17 protein-coding genes and 1 pseudogene are annotated in these 16,104 nt (G+C 69.4%); 7 read left to right on the top strand and 11 right to left on the bottom strand.

All coding sequences use genetic code 11. The annotated features are described in order from the left end of the window. Positions 1–60: 60 nt before the first annotated feature. Together NQZ70_RS30920 and NQZ70_RS30915 are read left to right on the top strand one after the other, a co-directional pair. A complete protein-coding gene (locus tag NQZ70_RS30920) occupies positions 61–1,191 on the top strand; it encodes a glycosyltransferase family 4 protein (protein WP_129577428.1) in 1,131 nt (376 codons plus the stop codon). Continuing rightward, entirely contained in the window at positions 1,188–1,907 is a 720-nt protein-coding gene (locus tag NQZ70_RS30915) for a PIG-L family deacetylase (RefSeq protein ID WP_129577427.1), read from the top strand. The genes NQZ70_RS30920 and NQZ70_RS30915 overlap by 4 nt, the downstream gene beginning before the upstream one ends. Positions 1,908–1,917: 10 nt before the next feature. Here NQZ70_RS30915 and NQZ70_RS30910 read toward each other — a convergent pair whose 3' ends face one another. The 5 genes from NQZ70_RS30910 to NQZ70_RS30890 form a co-directional block, all read right to left on the bottom strand. After that, entirely contained in the window at positions 1,918–3,225 is a 1,308-nt protein-coding gene (locus NQZ70_RS30910; RefSeq protein ID WP_207217526.1) for a UDP-N-acetylglucosamine 2-epimerase, read from the bottom strand. Positions 3,226–3,284: 59 nt separating this feature from the next. Then, on the bottom strand, positions 3,285–4,040 hold the full coding sequence (locus NQZ70_RS30905; RefSeq protein ID WP_237245691.1) for a glycosyltransferase family 9 protein: 756 nt from the start codon (positions 4,038–4,040) through the stop codon (positions 3,285–3,287). 101 nt (positions 4,041–4,141) lie between these two features. Beyond that, positions 4,142–4,930, bottom strand: a complete 789-nt coding sequence (locus tag NQZ70_RS30900; RefSeq protein WP_129577424.1) for a glycosyltransferase — start codon at positions 4,928–4,930, stop codon at positions 4,142–4,144. Between the two features lie 16 nt (positions 4,931–4,946). After that, positions 4,947–6,002 (bottom strand): radical SAM protein, encoded by a 1,056-nt coding sequence (locus tag NQZ70_RS30895; RefSeq protein WP_129577423.1) that lies wholly within the window; start codon positions 6,000–6,002, stop codon positions 4,947–4,949. A 291-nt stretch (positions 6,003–6,293) separates the two neighbouring features. Beyond that, positions 6,294–6,494, bottom strand: a complete 201-nt coding sequence (locus NQZ70_RS30890; RefSeq protein ID WP_261344361.1) for an inositol oxygenase — start codon at positions 6,492–6,494, stop codon at positions 6,294–6,296. 24 nt (positions 6,495–6,518) lie between these two features. Here NQZ70_RS30890 and NQZ70_RS53165 point away from each other — a divergent pair. From NQZ70_RS53165 to NQZ70_RS30880, 3 genes and pseudogenes are all read left to right on the top strand, one after another. Continuing rightward, positions 6,519–6,653: pseudogene (locus tag NQZ70_RS53165) on the top strand (TetR family transcriptional regulator); the annotation flags it as partial. 322 nt (positions 6,654–6,975) lie between these two features. Further along, positions 6,976–7,218, top strand: a complete 243-nt coding sequence (locus tag NQZ70_RS30885; protein ID WP_237245729.1) for a hypothetical protein — start codon at positions 6,976–6,978, stop codon at positions 7,216–7,218. A gap of 109 nt (positions 7,219–7,327) precedes the next feature. Then, positions 7,328–7,885: an antibiotic biosynthesis monooxygenase family protein gene (locus tag NQZ70_RS30880; protein WP_129577422.1), complete on the top strand. Its 558-nt coding sequence runs from the start codon at positions 7,328–7,330 to the stop codon at positions 7,883–7,885. 150 nt (positions 7,886–8,035) lie between these two features. Here NQZ70_RS30880 and NQZ70_RS30875 read toward each other — a convergent pair whose 3' ends face one another. Further along, a complete protein-coding gene (locus NQZ70_RS30875; RefSeq protein ID WP_129577421.1) occupies positions 8,036–8,500 on the bottom strand; it encodes a cupin domain-containing protein in 465 nt (154 codons plus the stop codon). Here NQZ70_RS30875 and NQZ70_RS30870 point away from each other — a divergent pair. Beyond that, the gene (locus tag NQZ70_RS30870) at positions 8,499–9,206 is read left to right on the top strand and encodes a TetR/AcrR family transcriptional regulator (protein WP_237244202.1); all 708 of its coding nucleotides are present in this window, start codon (positions 8,499–8,501) and stop codon (positions 9,204–9,206) included. The genes NQZ70_RS30875 and NQZ70_RS30870 overlap by 2 nt on opposite strands. Before the next feature lie 148 nt (positions 9,207–9,354). Here NQZ70_RS30870 and NQZ70_RS30865 read toward each other — a convergent pair whose 3' ends face one another. Together NQZ70_RS30865 and NQZ70_RS30860 are read right to left on the bottom strand one after the other, a co-directional pair. Continuing rightward, positions 9,355–10,194: an inositol oxygenase gene (locus NQZ70_RS30865; protein WP_237244201.1), complete on the bottom strand. Its 840-nt coding sequence runs from the start codon at positions 10,192–10,194 to the stop codon at positions 9,355–9,357. A gap of 88 nt (positions 10,195–10,282) precedes the next feature. Next, positions 10,283–11,101: an aminoglycoside N(3)-acetyltransferase gene (locus NQZ70_RS30860; protein ID WP_129577419.1), complete on the bottom strand. Its 819-nt coding sequence runs from the start codon at positions 11,099–11,101 to the stop codon at positions 10,283–10,285. A 311-nt stretch (positions 11,102–11,412) separates the two neighbouring features. Between NQZ70_RS30860 and NQZ70_RS30855 the strand changes: the two genes are divergently transcribed. Further along, positions 11,413–13,608, top strand: a complete 2,196-nt coding sequence (locus tag NQZ70_RS30855; RefSeq protein WP_129581677.1) for a 5'-nucleotidase C-terminal domain-containing protein — start codon at positions 11,413–11,415, stop codon at positions 13,606–13,608. Between the two features lie 12 nt (positions 13,609–13,620). On the opposite strand, the gene NQZ70_RS30850 is transcribed toward NQZ70_RS30855, so the two are convergent. From NQZ70_RS30850 to NQZ70_RS30840, 3 genes are all read right to left on the bottom strand, one after another. After that, positions 13,621–14,607 (bottom strand): HTTM domain-containing protein, encoded by a 987-nt coding sequence (locus NQZ70_RS30850; RefSeq protein WP_129577418.1) that lies wholly within the window; start codon positions 14,605–14,607, stop codon positions 13,621–13,623. After that, on the bottom strand, positions 14,604–15,158 hold the full coding sequence (locus NQZ70_RS30845; protein WP_237244200.1) for a hypothetical protein: 555 nt from the start codon (positions 15,156–15,158) through the stop codon (positions 14,604–14,606). The genes NQZ70_RS30850 and NQZ70_RS30845 overlap by 4 nt, the downstream gene beginning before the upstream one ends. A 124-nt stretch (positions 15,159–15,282) precedes the next feature. Continuing rightward, the gene (locus tag NQZ70_RS30840; protein ID WP_129577417.1) at positions 15,283–15,705 is read right to left on the bottom strand and encodes a hypothetical protein; all 423 of its coding nucleotides are present in this window, start codon (positions 15,703–15,705) and stop codon (positions 15,283–15,285) included. Between the last annotated feature and the right edge of the window lie 399 nt (positions 15,706–16,104).

The following is a 16,104-nucleotide window of genomic DNA, read 5'->3' as shown; positions in this document are numbered from 1 at the left end:
TTCAGCGTCGGATGGGAGCGCAATTGAAATGATGGCTCTGTCTCGCTATGATCGGGCGTGATGCCGTTCGTAGCGCTCACGTCGGTCGCCGCCGTTTGGGTCGTCGAGGAGATGGCCAATATCGGCGGTTGTGAGTACCTGACCGTCAACTTTGCCTCGATGCTGAGGAGGGCGGGCGCTGACGTGCGTATTGTCGCGCCCTACAGCGCCAACCCGATCTGGACCACGCGCCTCGCGGCGGCGGGCGTCGAAGTGCTCCTTACCGCTCGGGACGAGCCATCATGTCAAGGGCTCTGCCGGGTCGCGCGAGCGACATGCCTGAGCAGGCCGCCGGACCTGATCCAGTTTCTACCAACCGGCGAGTCGCTGCGGCAGTGGTGCGCGGAGCCTGTTCCAGGCGTCCCGGTCGTCGGCTTGGAGGCCACCAGCTTGGGCGCGGGGAACTACTGGCTGTCGCAGGATCTTCCGCTGCTCCTGCGGCAGCTCGATGCGCTGATCGTCCTCACGGACGCGGCCGCGAGCGAGGCGCGCGACAGGCTGGGCTACAGCGGTCCTCTGTATGTCGTGCCCCACACCGTCCCGCCACCGACGGCGGCGATCGAGCCGTGGCGCAGCCGGCCCGCGGTGGTGAGCTGCATAGGCCGGCTCTCGCTGGAGAAAGGGGCCGAGATCGCCGTCCTGGCGCTCGCCCACCTGCGGGATCGCGTGCCGGACGTCGAGCTGCATGTATGGGGCGACGGCGAGGACAAGCAGCGGTTGCAGGATCTCGCTGCAATGATGGGCATCGCTGATCGAGTCCGTCTGCGCGGCCTATTCGCGCCGATGGTCGGTGTGGACGACGTGGCGCGCAGCTCGACGATGATGCTGCTCGCCTCCTACCTCGAGGGGATGCCAGGCGCGCTGATGGAGATGGCGGTGCGCGGTATTCCGATCGTCGCCACCCGGACCGCGGGAGCCGCCGCTGTGGTCGGCGAGGATTATCCGTGGCTGGCGCGCATCGGCGATCCCGCCGATCTGGCGCGCTGCATGGAGCACCTGCTCACGGACGACGCGGCCTACGAGCAGGCGCGCTCGCGCGTCGCAGCTCGCTTCTCCCAGCGCTACCACCCCGACATCGCGCTCCAGCGACTCCTCGATTGCTACCACGCGATCGTCGGGCGCGGCGCCCCGGCTCTGGGCCGAGGCCTGTGAGCGGCGCGGCGACCGCCCGCGATGTTCTGCTGATCTCGCCGCACTGCGACGACATCGCCTATTCCATGGCCGGGCGGCTGCTCGCCGGCCGTGAGGACCCGCGTCGCTGCCACATGGAGATCGTGTTCTCGGTGAGCGCCTTCGCGCCCTACGCCGAGCCGCCCCTCTCCAGCGTGGAGGCGATCACGGCTCGCCGCGCGTCGGAGGACGCCTCCTTCGCCCGCGCGCTCGGCCTCGAGCGGGGAGCGATGGGCCTGGAGGAAGCCCCGATCCGCGACGGCATCACCGACGTGGATGGCTTGTTCGTGACGGACGCTGTCGCGCAAAATCACCCCTTCGCCCGTACGCTGCGGGGCTACTTGCGGCCGCTGCTCCGCCGGAACTGGTCGAGGATCTACGCGCCGCTCGGCCTGGGGGGGCTGCTCGATCATCTGCTCGTCCGCGACGCCGTGTTGATCGAACGACCGCCCGGCGCGGCGCTTTTCCTATACGAGGATCAGCCCTACGCAGGGGAGCTGAGCGACGCGGAGTACCATCGGGAGGTGGCGCGGCTCGCGCGCGGCATGACGCCGGATCACGTCGCCGAAGACGGCTGGCTGATTCAAAAGACGCAACTCCTGCGGCTGTACCGCACGCAGGTCGCAGAGAAGGACGTGGCCGCCGTGATGCGCGCGACCCAGCGGATCGGCGGGGAGCGCGCCTTTCGCCGGGCGTAGCGATGAGCGCCTACGCGCCCTGCGCCGGCGCGGGTGGAGAGACCGCACCTCGAGGTTGGTAAGCGCAGAGACGCTTCATCATGGCCGCCCCGACCTCGCGACCATACAGGTCTCCCGGCGTCCTTGTGCTGACCGCGGCGTGTCGTGACCAGCCTATCGTGAGCCCGTCGGCGATAAACGCACCCGAGAACAAGGGCAGGAGGCGGTTGCCCCCGAGGCTCGGGCTGTCCGCGACGTCGAGGATGGTCTCAGGTCGATCGGTGCTGCGGCGCGCCGTGAAGCAGGGAGTGCCGAGCGCATGCGCCTCCTCCTGCAGCCCGCCGCTATCCGTCAAGATCATATGGCAGCGCGGCGACGCGAGGAACTGCACCACGGACGCATAGGAGGGCCATGGCGGCGTGACCAACACGCCACGGCGCTCGGCGTCGGCCAGGTGCTCCGCCAATCCGTGCTCATCGATCGCCCTGCTGAAGGCGTTGGTGCGAACCAGCACCACTGGCGCCCCTTGCGCCGCGAATCGCGCGATGCCGTCGAGGAGCGCACGGAGTTTGGGCGCGGTCATATTCTCGCGGCGGTGAACGTCGACGCGCAGCCACGGCCCGCCGGAGGCGAGGCGGGGGGCCTGGTTGAGCAAGGCATCGAGCGCGCCAGTACATTGACGCGCGAGGATGACCGCGTCGGAGCTCAGCGACCCGACGATCGCGATCTGCTCCGGCCGGTACGCTTCGGCCTGGAGGTGCCGACGGTTGCGCTCGACGGGAGCGAAGAGCACGTCGGACGCCACGCTGGCCAGCCTCGTGCATAGCCCTTCGGGGTACGGCTCGTCGGGGAAGCGCACCCAGCGCGCTGCGCGCTGGCCTGAGAGCGCCTCGCTCGCCGAGGCAGGCCATCGCCACGCGGGGCCTTCGGAGCGCAGCCCCGCTTCGACGTGGACGCTGCGGAGACCTGTGTGAAGATACCACAGCGACGGTATCGTGCCCGCGGTCGACGTATCTCCAGAGACAACGGGGACCGCGGGCTGCCGTAGCCGATGTCGCGAAAGGAGCGCCGCCAGCGCCTTGAGCTTGAAGGCGACGTCGCCGCTGCGCTCGATGAGGTCGCCTCGGACGTCAAGGTGAACCGCAATGCGATGTCCATACCCGAGCTCGTGCTGCGCGGCCGTCAAATGTTCTTCGAAATGCTGCCCTGAGTCGACCACGAGGTGCGGGGCGCCGACCGCATCCGCTGCGTGAATCAGGCTGGCCAGCTTGATGAAACAGGGGCGCGTGGCCAAGAAGATGAGCAGCAGGGGGCGACGCATATCCTCGGCGGCGCGCACGGCCCTTGCTATCGCGTCCTCGTCCGCCCGCAGCGCGGATATCGAGCTCTCCCCAGCCATCATCGCTCCCAGATCTCGCGGTGACGTACGGCAGGGAGCCGCTCGAGCGCCTCCATGACGTCGGACGCCTGGATGCGCCGGATACAATCGTAAGCGCCGCCGCAGGTCTCGTTCTTGTTGCACGGTCGACAGGTAGCGCGGCCCACGAGCGCAACGGCGCGCGCGTCGGGGAGGATGCGAAATCGCGGATCGACACCTCCGAAGATGGCCACGACCGGCACGCCGAGCATCATGGCGATCTGGACCACCGCGGAGTCCATACCGATCACCGCCGATGCGGCCGCGATTGACCCAAACAGCTCCTGCAGAGAGAGGCGCCCTCGGAGGTCCTCGTCGCACGGAATCATGGGCTCCTGAGATAGCCCCGTGAGCCAGAGCGGGCGACCTTGGAGGAGGGCTGCGACCTGACGGGCGTAGGCGATCGGCCATCGCCGCGACGGGTGCGCAGCCTCGGGCGCGAACACGACGGGCCCTCTCGATCTGTGAAACGGCTCTGCCCAGGCGGCGGGGACGCGGACTAGAATCGGCCAGTGTCGTCGAGGCACTCCGAGGAGATCGGCGAACTCATCGGTGCGGTGCTCTGACGGACGAACGCTCGAGGTGGCCTGATCGAGGTCCAGCGTCCCCTCCCGGCGCTCCGTATGGACATGAAGGCCCGTGGACAGCGCGCGCAGCGCCGGTGCCCACGCCGCATGGGTCACCAGCTCCACCCGGCGGCCGCTCTGCTGGAGCGCCCGGAGGACCGGCAACAGCATGAGCACATTGCCCAACCCGTGGAAGCGGGCGACGGAGAGCGTCGCGCCCTGCCCGTGCGTCCCGCCCACGGGAGTGACGCGCCCAGCGGAATCTCGAAGAGTCAACGCGCACCCTCCGGAGCATCCGTTCGGCGCTTGTTGGAGACCCCGCCGAGGCGGTAGCGCACGGTTGGCATCTCGCTGCAGGCAAAGCGCAGCCCCGCGCGACGGACGCGCCGAAGGAGCTTGTCGTCCTCGCCTACCTGGTTGGCCACCTCGAGGTCGGTAAATGCGGTCTCAAAGCCGATCGCCCGCAGCGCCTCCGTCTCGAACAGCCATTCATTCATATCCACGGTGGCGACGTTGCGTGGGTCGTCGCCTTCTCGAACGCCGTCCCGCACGACCGCCGATCCCGGGATCATGACACCGTTCTCGACGCACCAGGCGTGGAGGTCGCGGGCGACCGCTGGATCTGCGTGCCAGGGATAGAAAGAGCCGTCGAACGGCGTCCCGTCAGGGTGAGATAGCTCGCGCCAGGAGTGGGCCGCGCTCAGGTTCTGATTTTCGATCATCCTGACGAGGTTGGCGATGTGCTCGGGTGCCAGCGTGTTGTCGTCATCCAGGAACCCGACATAGGTCTCCTGAACGTACCCCAGCGCGAGCTGGCGCAGCGCCGCCATGCGCGGCGAGGAGTGCCCCTCGTAGGCCCTCGTTTCGAGGGGGACCCACTGGACGCGGTCCTTGAGGCCGTCGAGCGCAGCGTCGGCGCGCAGCTCGGCGGTGCGCTCGGAGAATACAATCTGTCGGATCGGCGGCGCGTCGCGCTGCGCGAGCACGCTGCGGATCGCCTCCGCGAGGAGCCGAGGGCGGTCGACCGAGAAGGTGAGGAGCGCGACGCACGCAGGAGCCATGGGACGCCCGGCATCTCTAGGCGGTCACGCGGTACTGAGCCCACGACGGATCGATCCAGTCTTCCAGATCCATGTACCGGCGATCATAGCACCAGTTGCAATCGCCGCACGACTGGATCGCCTCTCCGCTCAGGCGCCGTACGTGCTCGGAACGGAGCCTCCGCATCTGTTCTCCGTTCCAGAACTCAAGAAAGCTTTGCCGACCCCATTCTCCCCACGCAAACTCTTCCCGACCGTTCAAGTGGTCGCAGAACCCGATGCGCCCCCTCGCATTGATATAGCAGTACTCCCAGGGGTGGATGCAGACCTTGCGCGTCGCCTTGGGGTCCGTGAGCTCGCTGAGCAGCGAGGCCGAGTACTCCACGAGGCATCCCGTCGCGCGCGCCAGCGCGGCGAGCTTCTCTGTGCAGCGCCGCACCCTCTCCGCATGGTGCTCGAGCAGATCCGGAGCGCCCGACGGGGCCCACAGCGGCTCGATCTTGAAGCGGCGCAGGCCGAGCGACATACCCAGCTCAATGACCCGGTCGATCTGGTCGATGTTGGAGCCGCTCGCGGTGATGCACAAATAGACCTGCTCGCCGGGATCTCGCCCCGCCTCCCGGCACGCCTCCACCAAACGCTCGATATTCGCGACGATCTGATCCATGCGAGCGCCCCCGCGGAGGACGCGGAAGAGACCGGTCTCCGCGGCGTCGAACGACACTCCGGTGATCACACCGTCGCGGCCCAGCCGCCTCCACAGCTCAGGTCGGTTCACCGTGGCGTTGGTGATCAACTTGATCTTGATCGGGTGTTGCTGAGCAATATCGAGGTATTCGTCGAAATTGTGGAGGATGGTGCTCTCGCCCCACCCGCGGAGATCGACGAACCTTGCATGCGGAAACAGGACGCTGGCAATATCCGCGAAGGTGGCCACCGGGAGCACGTCCCCGACGACAGCCGCACAGCGGCACATGGGGCACTTCAGGTTACATCGATCCGTCAGCTCCACGTAGATGGCGCGAGGATAGCCCGCCACTGTCTCCCGATCGTGCGTTTCCGTTTGAGCTAGAGGCGCGGGCACGAAGGACATTGATGGTACTTACCACGCGTCTCAATAAAGTACAGGAGGACGCCGGCGCGAGGCGCTGCGGCGATCGTCGACAACGGTCGCTGGATTGGTGTTCAACGCCGACGTGTCGATGCCGTGCGCGACATACGTCACGCCGCCGCGCCCACTCGCGATCTGGCCGAGTCGAAGCCGTACAGCACGTAGGCCGGCATGCGCGCGGCCGCGAGCAGGCCGCCCCGTGCCCAGCGACGAGGGCGGCCCGTAGATGGGCTCCTGCACCACCTCCGGACCCGCCGCCTGCCCCGGAGCCCCTCACCAGCGGAGCTCGGCCGGCAGAAACTCCGCGATCAGCTCCTTGTAGAACGGCTTCAGCCGCTCCACGTCCGGCGGGGCGTCGGCCTTCGAGTAGAGATCGTACGGGTTGAACCGCCGCACCCACTCCATCATCCGCCGATCTTGCTCGTTCATCAGGTGCCCGTACGCGCCCTCGCGGTGCGCCGCGTAGACAGTCAGAAGGCCGAAGGGAGCCCGCGCCGGATGGGCCGGCCGCGCAAGGCGCCGCAGCGCAGCGAGCTCGCGCCGCGCGAGCAGATCCTGGAGGTGGCGGGCCGGCTGTTCGCCGAGCGCGGGGTCGTCGACGTGTCGATGCTCGAGATCGCGCAGGCGGCCGGGCTCCGGCAGTCGTCGCTGTACTACTGGTTCCGGCGCAAGGAGCTGATCGTCGCGGAGATCCTGCAGCAGGTGAACCGCCTGCCGCTCTCGTACGCGCGCAGGCTCGAGGCGAGCGGCGGCGCCGCCGACGTGCAGCTCTGGCGCTTCGTGCGGTTCGACGTGGAGACGGTGTGCGGCTTCCCGCTGGAGATCACGGAGATCCACCGCTTCAACGAGCGGGATCCGGAGGCGTTCGCGACCTACTGGGCCGAGCGGCGCGCGCTGACCGAGGCCGTGGCGGCGATGATCGGGCGCGGGGTGGGGGGAGGGGACGTTCCGCGAGGTGGACGCCTACCTGTGCGCGCTGACGGTGCTGGCGCAGGACGAGAGCGTGCAGAACTGGTACCGCCCCGGGGGGGCCGGGCGCATCCATCCGCTCGCCGCCAGCGACGCTGCGGCGCTCGGGTACCGGCCGGAGCAGATCGCGGAGCTGGTCGCGGACCAGACGGTCGGGGGGCTCCTGGCGCGGCCGTCGCGGCTCGCGGCGCTGCGGCAGATGGCGGTCGCGGCGGACGGGGAGGGGTAGCGGGATAGCCCTCCTTCCCGCCCTCCAGCCCGAACACGGCCACCACCCCGGGCGCCGCGTGCCCATCGGAGATCACCCGGTCGCGACGGTCTCGTGCATACTCGGCCTCATGACCGCCCCCGCTCGACCGCAATACGCCTCGGGCCGCGCCGCGCGCCGCGCCCCTCTCGCGCTGGCCGCGCTGCTCGCCGCATGCGCCGTGCTCGGCTGCGCGTCCACCATGGAGCAGACGCCGCCAGCCTCCCCGGATCCCGCCGTAGCGGCCGCCCCGGCGCAGCCCGCCGCAGCCCCCGCGGCGCCGCCGGAAGACCGCGCGCCGTCCGCCGCCGCGCCGGCGCCGTGCGCGGCGCGCGTCGCCCGCGTGTGGCACGGCCGCACGCCGAGCGACAAGGCCGAGGGATATACGGCCTATATCTCGAGCGCGCTCCCCAAGTTCCGCACCATCCCGGGGAACCTCGGTTATCAGCTGATGCGCGAGACCGTGGGCGCGGAGACGCACTTCATGGTGATCAGCTACTGGAGATCGCGCGACGACATCCGCGCGTATGCCGGCGACGATATCCGCAAGACGCGCCACCTCCCGCGCGACGCCGAGTTCCTCATCGACCCCGAGCAGAACGTGGTGAACTACGACCTCCCGGCGATCGACCTCGACTGCCCGAGGTGAGCGGCCCCGGACACGAGGGTGGGGCGGGGCGGAGGGGCGACGATCGATTCCCCACGGCATCGCCGTAGGCGAAGAGCTCGGCGCCGAGGCTCCCGTCCCGCCCGTAGCCGTGGCGGGGCCGGCCATCCGATGTGGCTGCCAGCGAATCGCTCAACGTCGGCGGGCGCCTGCCTCCACGTCGCTCCAGACGGAGTTGCCGTCGCTGGGCGTCACGAAGAGCACGCACACATCGTCGGCGATGTGCCCCGAGTGCGCCGCGCCGCGCGGGATCAGCAGCGCTTGACCCGGACCGACCTCGGTCACCTCCGTCGTGCCGTCAGGCAGGTTGACCGTGAACGTCGCGCGCCCGCGGACGATCACGAGGAGCTCGTCGCCGCCGTCGTGTCGCTCCCAGGAGCCGTCGGTGCTGCCCGCCGCCTTCGTCACGACACCGACCATGCAGGGGCCGCTGGCCGCGTACGACCCGAGGATGCGCGGCGCGCCTGGATGCGTCAGAGGGTCGATGGCGCCGGCGAACTCGAAGGCGATCACGCCGCGCTTCCGCGCGCCGCCGCCGGCGTGGGCGCCGGTGACCGGCGCGACGGGGCCGTGGGTCTCGAGAGTCGTGGTCTTCATGATGAACGTTGCCTCCTGCGTGGGGTTGAGCCAGTCTACGAATATCGATTCGTGTTCGCTATTCGCGTTGATGGAGGCGCGCTCTGCGATGGGCACACACGAGACAAATCCGCGTAAAACACCGCGTCAGACGCGGTCGCGGGCGACCGTCGACGCGATCGTCGAGGCGACGATTCGCGTTCTGCTCGCCCGCGGGTACGACGGGACGACGACGATCGCAGTGGCGGCGCGCGCCGGCGTCAGCGTCGGGTCGCTCTATCAGTACTTTCCGAACAAGGAGGCGCTGGTCGCGACGCTCGTCGAGCGGCACGCCGCCGCGATCGTGGCGCGCGTCGAGGGCGCGCTGGCCGAGGCGGATCCGGCGGACCCGGAGGCGGCAGTGCGCGCCTTCGTGCGCGCCGGCCTCGATGCACAGCGGATCTCACCGGCGTTGCACAAGATCCTGATCGAGCAGTTGCCGCGCGTCGGCCGGCTCGCCGAGGTGGCGGAGACGAGCCGCAAGCTCGCGGTGTTGCTGGAACGCCGCCTGGTGCCCCACCGCGCGCGCCTCGCGGTGCCCGACGTGCGGCTCGCTGCGTTCGTGGTGGAGACCGCTCTCGAGGCGCTCGGGCACCGCGTGATCATCGAGGAACCCCATCTGATCGGCACGGCGAAGCTCGAGGCCGAGGCCACGACCCTGGCGCTCGCCTACCTCTTCGGGCCCTGAACGCCGCGTCGGGGGTCGAGCGCGCGGGCGGCGACGCGACCCAGGTCGACACGGCCCGTCTGGCCCGGGTGAAGGGCGCTGCCCAGGTCGGAACCGCGCGCGATCCGACCCAGGTTGGGGGGCGCGGCGGGGGGCATCGACCGTCCTCTCACCAGCGGAGCTCGGCCGGCAGAAACTCCGCGATCAGCTCCTCGTAGAACGGCTTCAGCCGCTCCACGTCCGGCGGGGCGTCGGCCTTCGAGTAGAGATCGTACGGGTTGAACCGCCGCACCCACTCCATCATCCGCCGATCTTGCTCGTTCATCAGGTGCCCGTACGCGCCCTCGCGGTGCGCCGCGTAGAACGAGTGATAGCGGATCATGTAGTGCGCCTCGAGCGGCAGGTGGTCCCTCACCACATGATACAGATACTCGTCGTGCCCCCATGACATGCGCACCCGGGAGAGCCCCGCGCCCTCCTCGTAAATCCCGCACGGCGTCCGGTACGCCGGGCTCGCCATGTCCGGGTTTCGCGCGAACAGCTCGGGGAAGACGATCCGGTCCGAATAGGCGCAGCCCACCGGGAAGGTGTCGCCCACCACGGCCCACTGCGGCTCGCCCCACGTGCACAGGATCTTCCCGGCGTCGTGGATCAGCGCGGTCAGCACGAACCACCGCGGCTGCCCGTCCCGCCGCGCCGCCTCCGCGGACTGGAGCGCATGCGCGATCTGCGACAGCTCGGTGTCCGGATCGCTGTCGTCGACCAGCTGATCGAGCAGCTCGAGCGCCTCCCACATGCCCATCCGGCGCCGGTCGAGGCCGAGGTACTGCCGCTCTTTCTCCTGCACGAAGGCGAGGGTCTGCCCCTCGTGGTTCAGCCGGTAAAGCTCCTTCACGCTCGGCCGCACCTCGGCGCGGTAATCGCGGAACGCCGAGGCCCCCTGCTCTCCCGCTGGTCCGCGCGCGGCGCTCCCCTCCACCCCCGACATCTGGTCACGCAGCTCGCCCATCGCTCCGGCCATAGCGTACCACCCCGTCCAGCGCCAGCGGCCTCCATCACCAGGGCCGCGCAGCGCGCCGGCACATGCATGAGCTCGCCTACCCGCGATTGCGCGGCAGCCATCCGACCGCGTAGTCCACGAGCGGCCGCTGCGGCATCAGCAGGGCGGTGGCGGCGCCCGCGCGGCCGCGGCGCACGAGGCCGGTATCCCGCTCGAAATCGGCGCCGAGGCGATCGAAATCGCCGCTGTCGGTCGCGACGTCGTCGAAGCTGACCCGCCTTCGCGCTCCGTCGACGAGGATGGGGGCGTGGCGCACCTCGGTCCGCTTGCCCGGGAAGTCGGTGCGGTACTCGGCGAGGTGCATCGAGGTGTTGTTGCCGTGGCCGACGCCGAGCAGCAGCACCCAACCGTCGAGGTCGTAGATGCGGGCCAGCGGCGAGGCCTCGCCGAGGTCGTACGAGAGGCCGTGGTTCGCCGTGACCACCTCGGCGTGCCGGCCCCAGGCGGCGAACGACACGAGCGGGTGGGCGCTCCGCCGGACGCCGCGCTGCTTGCGGAACGTCTCGGGGATGGCGCCCATCTGCCGCGTCGGGGTCAGGTCCGGATCGTAGGCCGGCATGGTCTCCCGGATCGACGGCCACCACGCCTCGGGCACGGGCGGATCCCGCCAGAGCGCCGGATCGGACAGGCCTTCCGACTGCGTCGGCATCACCAGCGTGCCCTCCGGCGTCAGGACCTCTTCCAGCGCCAGGATCACCGCGACAGGACCGCCGCACACCCAGCCGAGCTTGCTCAGCGACGAGTGGACCAGCAAGGTCATGCCGGGCTGGACCCCAAGGGCCGTGAGCTCCGCGACGAGCGATGGAACGGTGACGAGGGTGTCCGGGTGTGTCTTCAAGATCTGATGTTCGCTCATGCCACGATCTCGGCCGCACCCACGCCCGCGATTCCGTCCCATGCCGCGAGGGCCGAGCGGGGGTGCGGCGCCGGGGTCATCCCAGACGTGGTATCACGGGCGCGCCGAGCGGGTCCAGGCGAGCTGGCTGAGAGCCGTGGGGCGCATCGAGCCCTTGATCCGAGCGCGGAGCGGTGCGACAACTTTGCCATAGAGATCCAATGCAACTGTAACCGCGCGAAGGGGCATCGGCCGCAGCAGCGCTCGACGAGGAGCTCACGATGAAAGGTCGATTCGGACGGCATGCGGCGATTTCCTCGGTGATCCTGGCCATGAGCGCGCTCTTCGCGTGCGGCGATGACGAGGGCGGCCCGAGCTCGCCCTCCTCCAGCGCCGCCGGCTCGGGCGGCGCAGGGGGAGCGCCCGCGACCAGCGCCTCCGGCTCGGGCGGCGCGGGGGGAGCGCCCGCGACGCCGAGCGGGGCCACGGCCGACTTCGCGCTGCTGGAGACCACCGATCTCCACAGCAACGTCCTCAGCTTCGACTACTTCAAGCTTGTCGCGGAGCCATCCATCGGCTTCGAACGCACCGCGACGCTCATCCACCAGGCGCGGGCCGAAATACCGAACAACCTCCTGATCGACAACGGCGACACCATCCAGGGCACCGTGCTCGCCGACTACCAGGCGCTTGTCGAGCCGATCGCGTGCGGCGAGACGCTGGCCATCTACAAGGCCATGAACCACCTGCGGTTCGACGTCGCCGGGATCGGCAATCACGAGTTCAACTACGGCCTCGCCTTCCTCTCGCAGGTGACCCACACCCCGTTCGACGTCGAGGGGCTCGATCTCGCGAGCTCGGCGGGCTGCGAGGGCCCCGACTTCCCGCAGGTGAACTCCAACGTCTTCAGCCTGGAGACGAACGAGACGATCTTCCCGGCGTCCGTCCTCATCGCGAAGACCATCACGGCGACGGCGCCGGACGGCGACACCATCGAGAGCACGCTCCACGTCGGCTTCATCGACATCACACCGCCGACGATCCTGAGCTGGGACAAGAAATGGCTCGACGGCAAGGTCCTCGCCAAGGGGGTGCAGGAGGTCGCGGCCCCGCTGATCGACGATCTCCGCGCGCGGGGGGCCGAGATCGTCGTCGCCATCGTCCACGGCGGCCTCGACGACGCGCCCTATGCGCCCACCCTCGAGAACCAGGCGTGGCACGTCGCCCATGTGCCCGGCGTCGACGCCGTGCTCATGGGCCACTCGCACCAGATCTTCCCGAACGCGAGCAGCACCGTGCCCCAGTTCGACCTGCCGGAGGTCGACAAGGACGCGGGCACGGTCGCGGGCGTTCCCGCGGTCATGCCGGGCTTCTGGGGCCAGCACCTCGGCGTCATCAAGATGGGGCTCACCCACGACGGCGCGCGCTGGACGGTCGACACGGCGGAGACGGTCGTCGAGGCCCGGCCGATCTCCACGGCCTGCCAGGGCGGGCTCCCCGCCGCGTGCGACGCGATGGAGCGCTGGCGCACGGGGGCGCCCTGCGCGTTCGCGGCCCGCTGCGACGCGCAGCCGGACGCGGCGAAGATCGTCGTCGAGGCCGATCCCGCCATCGCGTCGCTCCTCGAGGCCGAGCACCAGGCGACGATCGCCTACGTCCAGACGCCCATCGGGACCACCGATTTCGAGATGTCATCGATGTTCGCCGACGTGGGGGATGTCAGCGCCATCCAGATCGTCAACCAGGCCCAGGCGGCCTACGTCGCCCGTTACATCGAGGAGAACCTGCCGGAGCTCGCCTCGCTACCGGTGCTCTCGGTGAGCGCGCCGTTCAAGTCCGGCTTCCAGGGAGGCAACGATTACACCGATGTGCCGGCGGGGGGCATCGCGATCAACAACGCGGCCGACCTCTACCTCTACGCGAACACGATCCAGGCGGTGAAGGTGACCGGCGCGGACATCCTCGACTGGCTGGAGAGGGCGGCGACGCGCTTCAACCGGATCGACCCGAGCGAGACGGCCCAGCAGCCGCTCATCAACACCGCGATGCCCGGGTACAACTTCGATATGTTCACGGACGACAGGATCTCGTACGAGATCGACGTCACGCAGCCGCTCCCGCCGGCGGGGATGAAGGCCAGCGGCCGCATCAAGGACCTGACGTGGAACGGGGAGCCCATGGATCCGGCCGCGGAGTTCATCGTGGCGACGAACAACTACCGCGCGAGCGGCGGCGGCGGGTTCCCCGGCCTCGACGGCTCGAAGACGATCTACGCCGCGCCGGACACGAACCGCGACGTGCTCATCGCCTATATCAACGAGATCGAGGATCTCACGCGCGAAGAGCACGGCTCGGACCGCAGCTGGCGCTTCGCGAAGGTCTCGACCGTGGGCCTCGTGACCTTCACCTCGGCGCAGGACGCGCTGCCCAAGGCGGAGGCCGCCGGGCTGGACAACATCTCGCTCGTGGAGCAGGACGACGGCAGCGGGAAGATGCTGTCGGTGTACGCCATCGACCTGAGCCGGTGACGAGCGGATTCATCACGCGTTCGGATGAGCACACGGGCTCTCCAGCGCGGGATGCTCGCGCCGGCGCCTCTCCGGCGCTGCGCGGTCCGCCCTCACCCCGAACGCCGCGAACGTGAGCGCCGCCATGAGGGCGCCGAACACCACGAGCCCCATGAAGACGGCGATGCCGATGTGGAGCGCCACCGTGGCCGCCACCCAGAGCCGGCGGCTGCGCCGCGGCCAGATCAAGAACGCATAGCCGACCTCGATCAGGACCACGAGCCAGCCGGCGAGCATCGGGATCCAGGTGTTGTCTGCGAGCCAGGAGAAATCGACCTGGCGATACGCGGGCAGCATGACCGAGCGCCAGATGGCCTCGCCGTTCCACCATTGCTCGCCGGAGGCCTTCCAGAGGCCGCTCGCGAGATAGGAAATGCAGAGGTGCAGCTGGACGACGCGCAGCGAGAGCCGCGTGGTCGCCGGCGGGTCGGCGGGCACGCGGGCGAGCCGACGGTCCAGCGAGAGCGCGGCCCCCGAGGGCATCCAGATGAGATAGAAGAGAAAGATGTTGGCGTAGTTGTCCGCCCCGTAGTTCGTGCTGTCCGCCGTCATCATCAGCATCAGATGGGTGAGCCAGGCCAGCGCCGCCGCCGCCCTCGCCCGCCACCCGAGGAGGAGCGCGACGAGGGCGAGCGCGTAGAGCGCGCCGGTGCCCGTGACGATGGATGCCTCGCCGATGCCCAGCAGGGCGAGGCGGTCGATGAGCCAGCCGATGCGGACGAGGTCGGTCCTGGCGAGGATGTCGTTGAGCGGCCCCTGGAGGATGCCAGACCGCCCGTACAGCTCGAGGAGCGCGGGGCCGACCATCGCGGCCTGGAGAAGGAGCACCGACGCGAGGCCGATCCGCAGCACCGCGAGGGGCATGGCGGACGCAGGCGCGAAGGCGAAGCGATGGAGCGCCGGCCGTGCGCGCGCGAGCGCCGCCCGGACGGCGAGCCGAGGGCCTGCGCGGCCGTTCATGGAGCCTCCCGATCTGCCGCGTGGGCAGTACGAGGCTTCTCGTGGGGGACGAGCTTCGCTCGATAGTGCAGATCGCACGTGAGCTCGTCCTGGTGGCGATACTCCTGCATCGGAGCGACCTCACATTCCTCCACGCGCACGACGACGCCGGCGGCCGCGGGGTGCCTGGCGAACATCTTACCGGCCCAGGACGCGGCGATCGTGCGCTTCAGGGCCTGATCCTCCTCCTCCCAGAATCTATCGACGATGTTCCCGGCCCGCAGCCTCGCTTCGGCGTTCGCCCCAGACATGAGGCGATCGGTGGTCACCGCCCCCGTCGCGTCCATGATCTCGAACGTGGCCGTGGGGGGCGAGCCGACGCCGGGAGCGAAGAAGGCGTACCCGCTGTCGGCGCCGGAGAGCGTCCCGTAGGCGGCGACGGCGTCCGCCAGAGGACCTCGGCCCCGGAGGTCGACCTGAAGCGCTCCCACGATGATCACCAGGCCGAGGTGCCCCGCGGCTGCGGTCAGGAGGACGAGAGCCCGTCCTCGGCCAATCGTCTCTGTACCCATGGTTTCCCCCTGACATCCGATCCTGGTCGCCGCGCACGCCCTCCGGTGAGCTCGGGCGCAGCGGCCGGAGGACTGCGGGGGACCCGGGGCCCGCGTCCTGAGCCGCCGGCCCGCAGGAGACCGGTCAGCGACGGTCCGCGATCATCACGACAGGAGCCGGCAGCGTCCCGTACGGAGTGGCTCCGGAGAGGGAGCTCCCGTGATGATGGTGGCCGTGGTGAAGGTGACCATGGTGATGGTGACCATGGTAATGGTGACCGTTATGAGGACTGCCGTTGTGATGATGGCCGTTGTGGTGATGGCCGTTGTGGTGATGGCCGTTGTGGTGATGGCCGTTGTGGTGATGGCCGTTGTGGTGATGGCCGTTGTGGTGATGGCCGTTGTGCGATTGGCGTCGGTTCATCGCCTCGGCAGGGACCGGGGCGGGCACCTCCTCGACCAGCGTGAGATCCTCGACATGCGTCGTCGTGTCAGCCGCGGCGAGCTGCGCGCTGCCGACCACCGCCGCGGCTGCCGCGAGGATGACAATCCGTTCTACGTGCTTCATCGTCGACTCCTTCACCATGGCGCGCCCGAGGGGGGCCACGGAGCCTGGCAGTGCAAGCGGTACGCCGGTCTGGTCGAAACATGGGGGGACGGCGCCGCTGTCACCATCAGGTCGACCCCGAAGCCGCTGACGCTGCGGCAGGGATTGCGGGATGTGTGCAGCCTCGCCTGGAATGAGCCGAGAAACGTGCCCGGCGCAGCGCCTCGGCGCATCACGCTCCGCCCCGTCATCGACACGCCCGGATTCCATCGACCTGCGGGGCCCGGCTTCCGCGAAGCGATTCACGAGGGAGCGCTGTGCGCAGAGTCCCCGCGCCGCATCCTGTTTGCCCACCGGTCGCCAAGGGCGTGGACACCGAGGGGAACCTGGCGGGAAAGGCTGGTACGGAACTCCTGGTGA

The organism is Sorangium sp. So ce836 (assembly GCF_028553905.1).
Taxonomy (GTDB): Bacteria; Myxococcota_A; Polyangia; order Polyangiales; family Polyangiaceae; genus Sorangium; species Sorangium cellulosum_D.
Note: the sequence above shows the minus strand (reverse complement) of the source record. Positions and strands in the feature narration are given on the sequence as shown.

Bases quoted from the DNA above. Each gene is read 5' to 3' on its own strand.
- NQZ70_RS30850 (WP_129577418.1), bottom strand. From the start codon at position 14,607: ATGAACGGCCGCGCAGGCCCTCGGCTCGCCGTCCGGGCGGCGCTCGCG.
- NQZ70_RS30840 (WP_129577417.1), bottom strand. From the start codon at position 15,705: ATGAAGCACGTAGAACGGATTGTCATCCTCGCGGCAGCCGCGGCGGTG.
- NQZ70_RS30900 (WP_129577424.1), bottom strand. From the start codon at position 4,930: ATGGCTCCTGCGTGCGTCGCGCTCCTCACCTTCTCGGTCGACCGCCCT.
- NQZ70_RS30860 (WP_129577419.1), bottom strand. From the start codon at position 11,101: ATGAGCGAACATCAGATCTTGAAGACACACCCGGACACCCTCGTCACC.
- NQZ70_RS30855 (WP_129581677.1), top strand. From the start codon at position 11,413: ATGAGCGCGCTCTTCGCGTGCGGCGATGACGAGGGCGGCCCGAGCTCG.
- NQZ70_RS30865 (WP_237244201.1), bottom strand. From the start codon at position 10,194: ATGGGCGAGCTGCGTGACCAGATGTCGGGGGTGGAGGGGAGCGCCGCG.
- NQZ70_RS30920 (WP_129577428.1), top strand. From the start codon at position 61: ATGCCGTTCGTAGCGCTCACGTCGGTCGCCGCCGTTTGGGTCGTCGAG.
- NQZ70_RS30875 (WP_129577421.1), bottom strand. From the start codon at position 8,500: ATGAAGACCACGACTCTCGAGACCCACGGCCCCGTCGCGCCGGTCACC.
- NQZ70_RS30895 (WP_129577423.1), bottom strand. From the start codon at position 6,002: ATGTCCTTCGTGCCCGCGCCTCTAGCTCAAACGGAAACGCACGATCGG.
- NQZ70_RS30870 (WP_237244202.1), top strand. From the start codon at position 8,499: ATGATGAACGTTGCCTCCTGCGTGGGGTTGAGCCAGTCTACGAATATC.
- NQZ70_RS30845 (WP_237244200.1), bottom strand. From the start codon at position 15,158: ATGGGTACAGAGACGATTGGCCGAGGACGGGCTCTCGTCCTCCTGACC.
- NQZ70_RS30905 (WP_237245691.1), bottom strand. From the start codon at position 4,040: ATGCTGTTGCCGGTCCTCCGGGCGCTCCAGCAGAGCGGCCGCCGGGTG.
- NQZ70_RS30880 (WP_129577422.1), top strand. From the start codon at position 7,328: ATGACCGCCCCCGCTCGACCGCAATACGCCTCGGGCCGCGCCGCGCGC.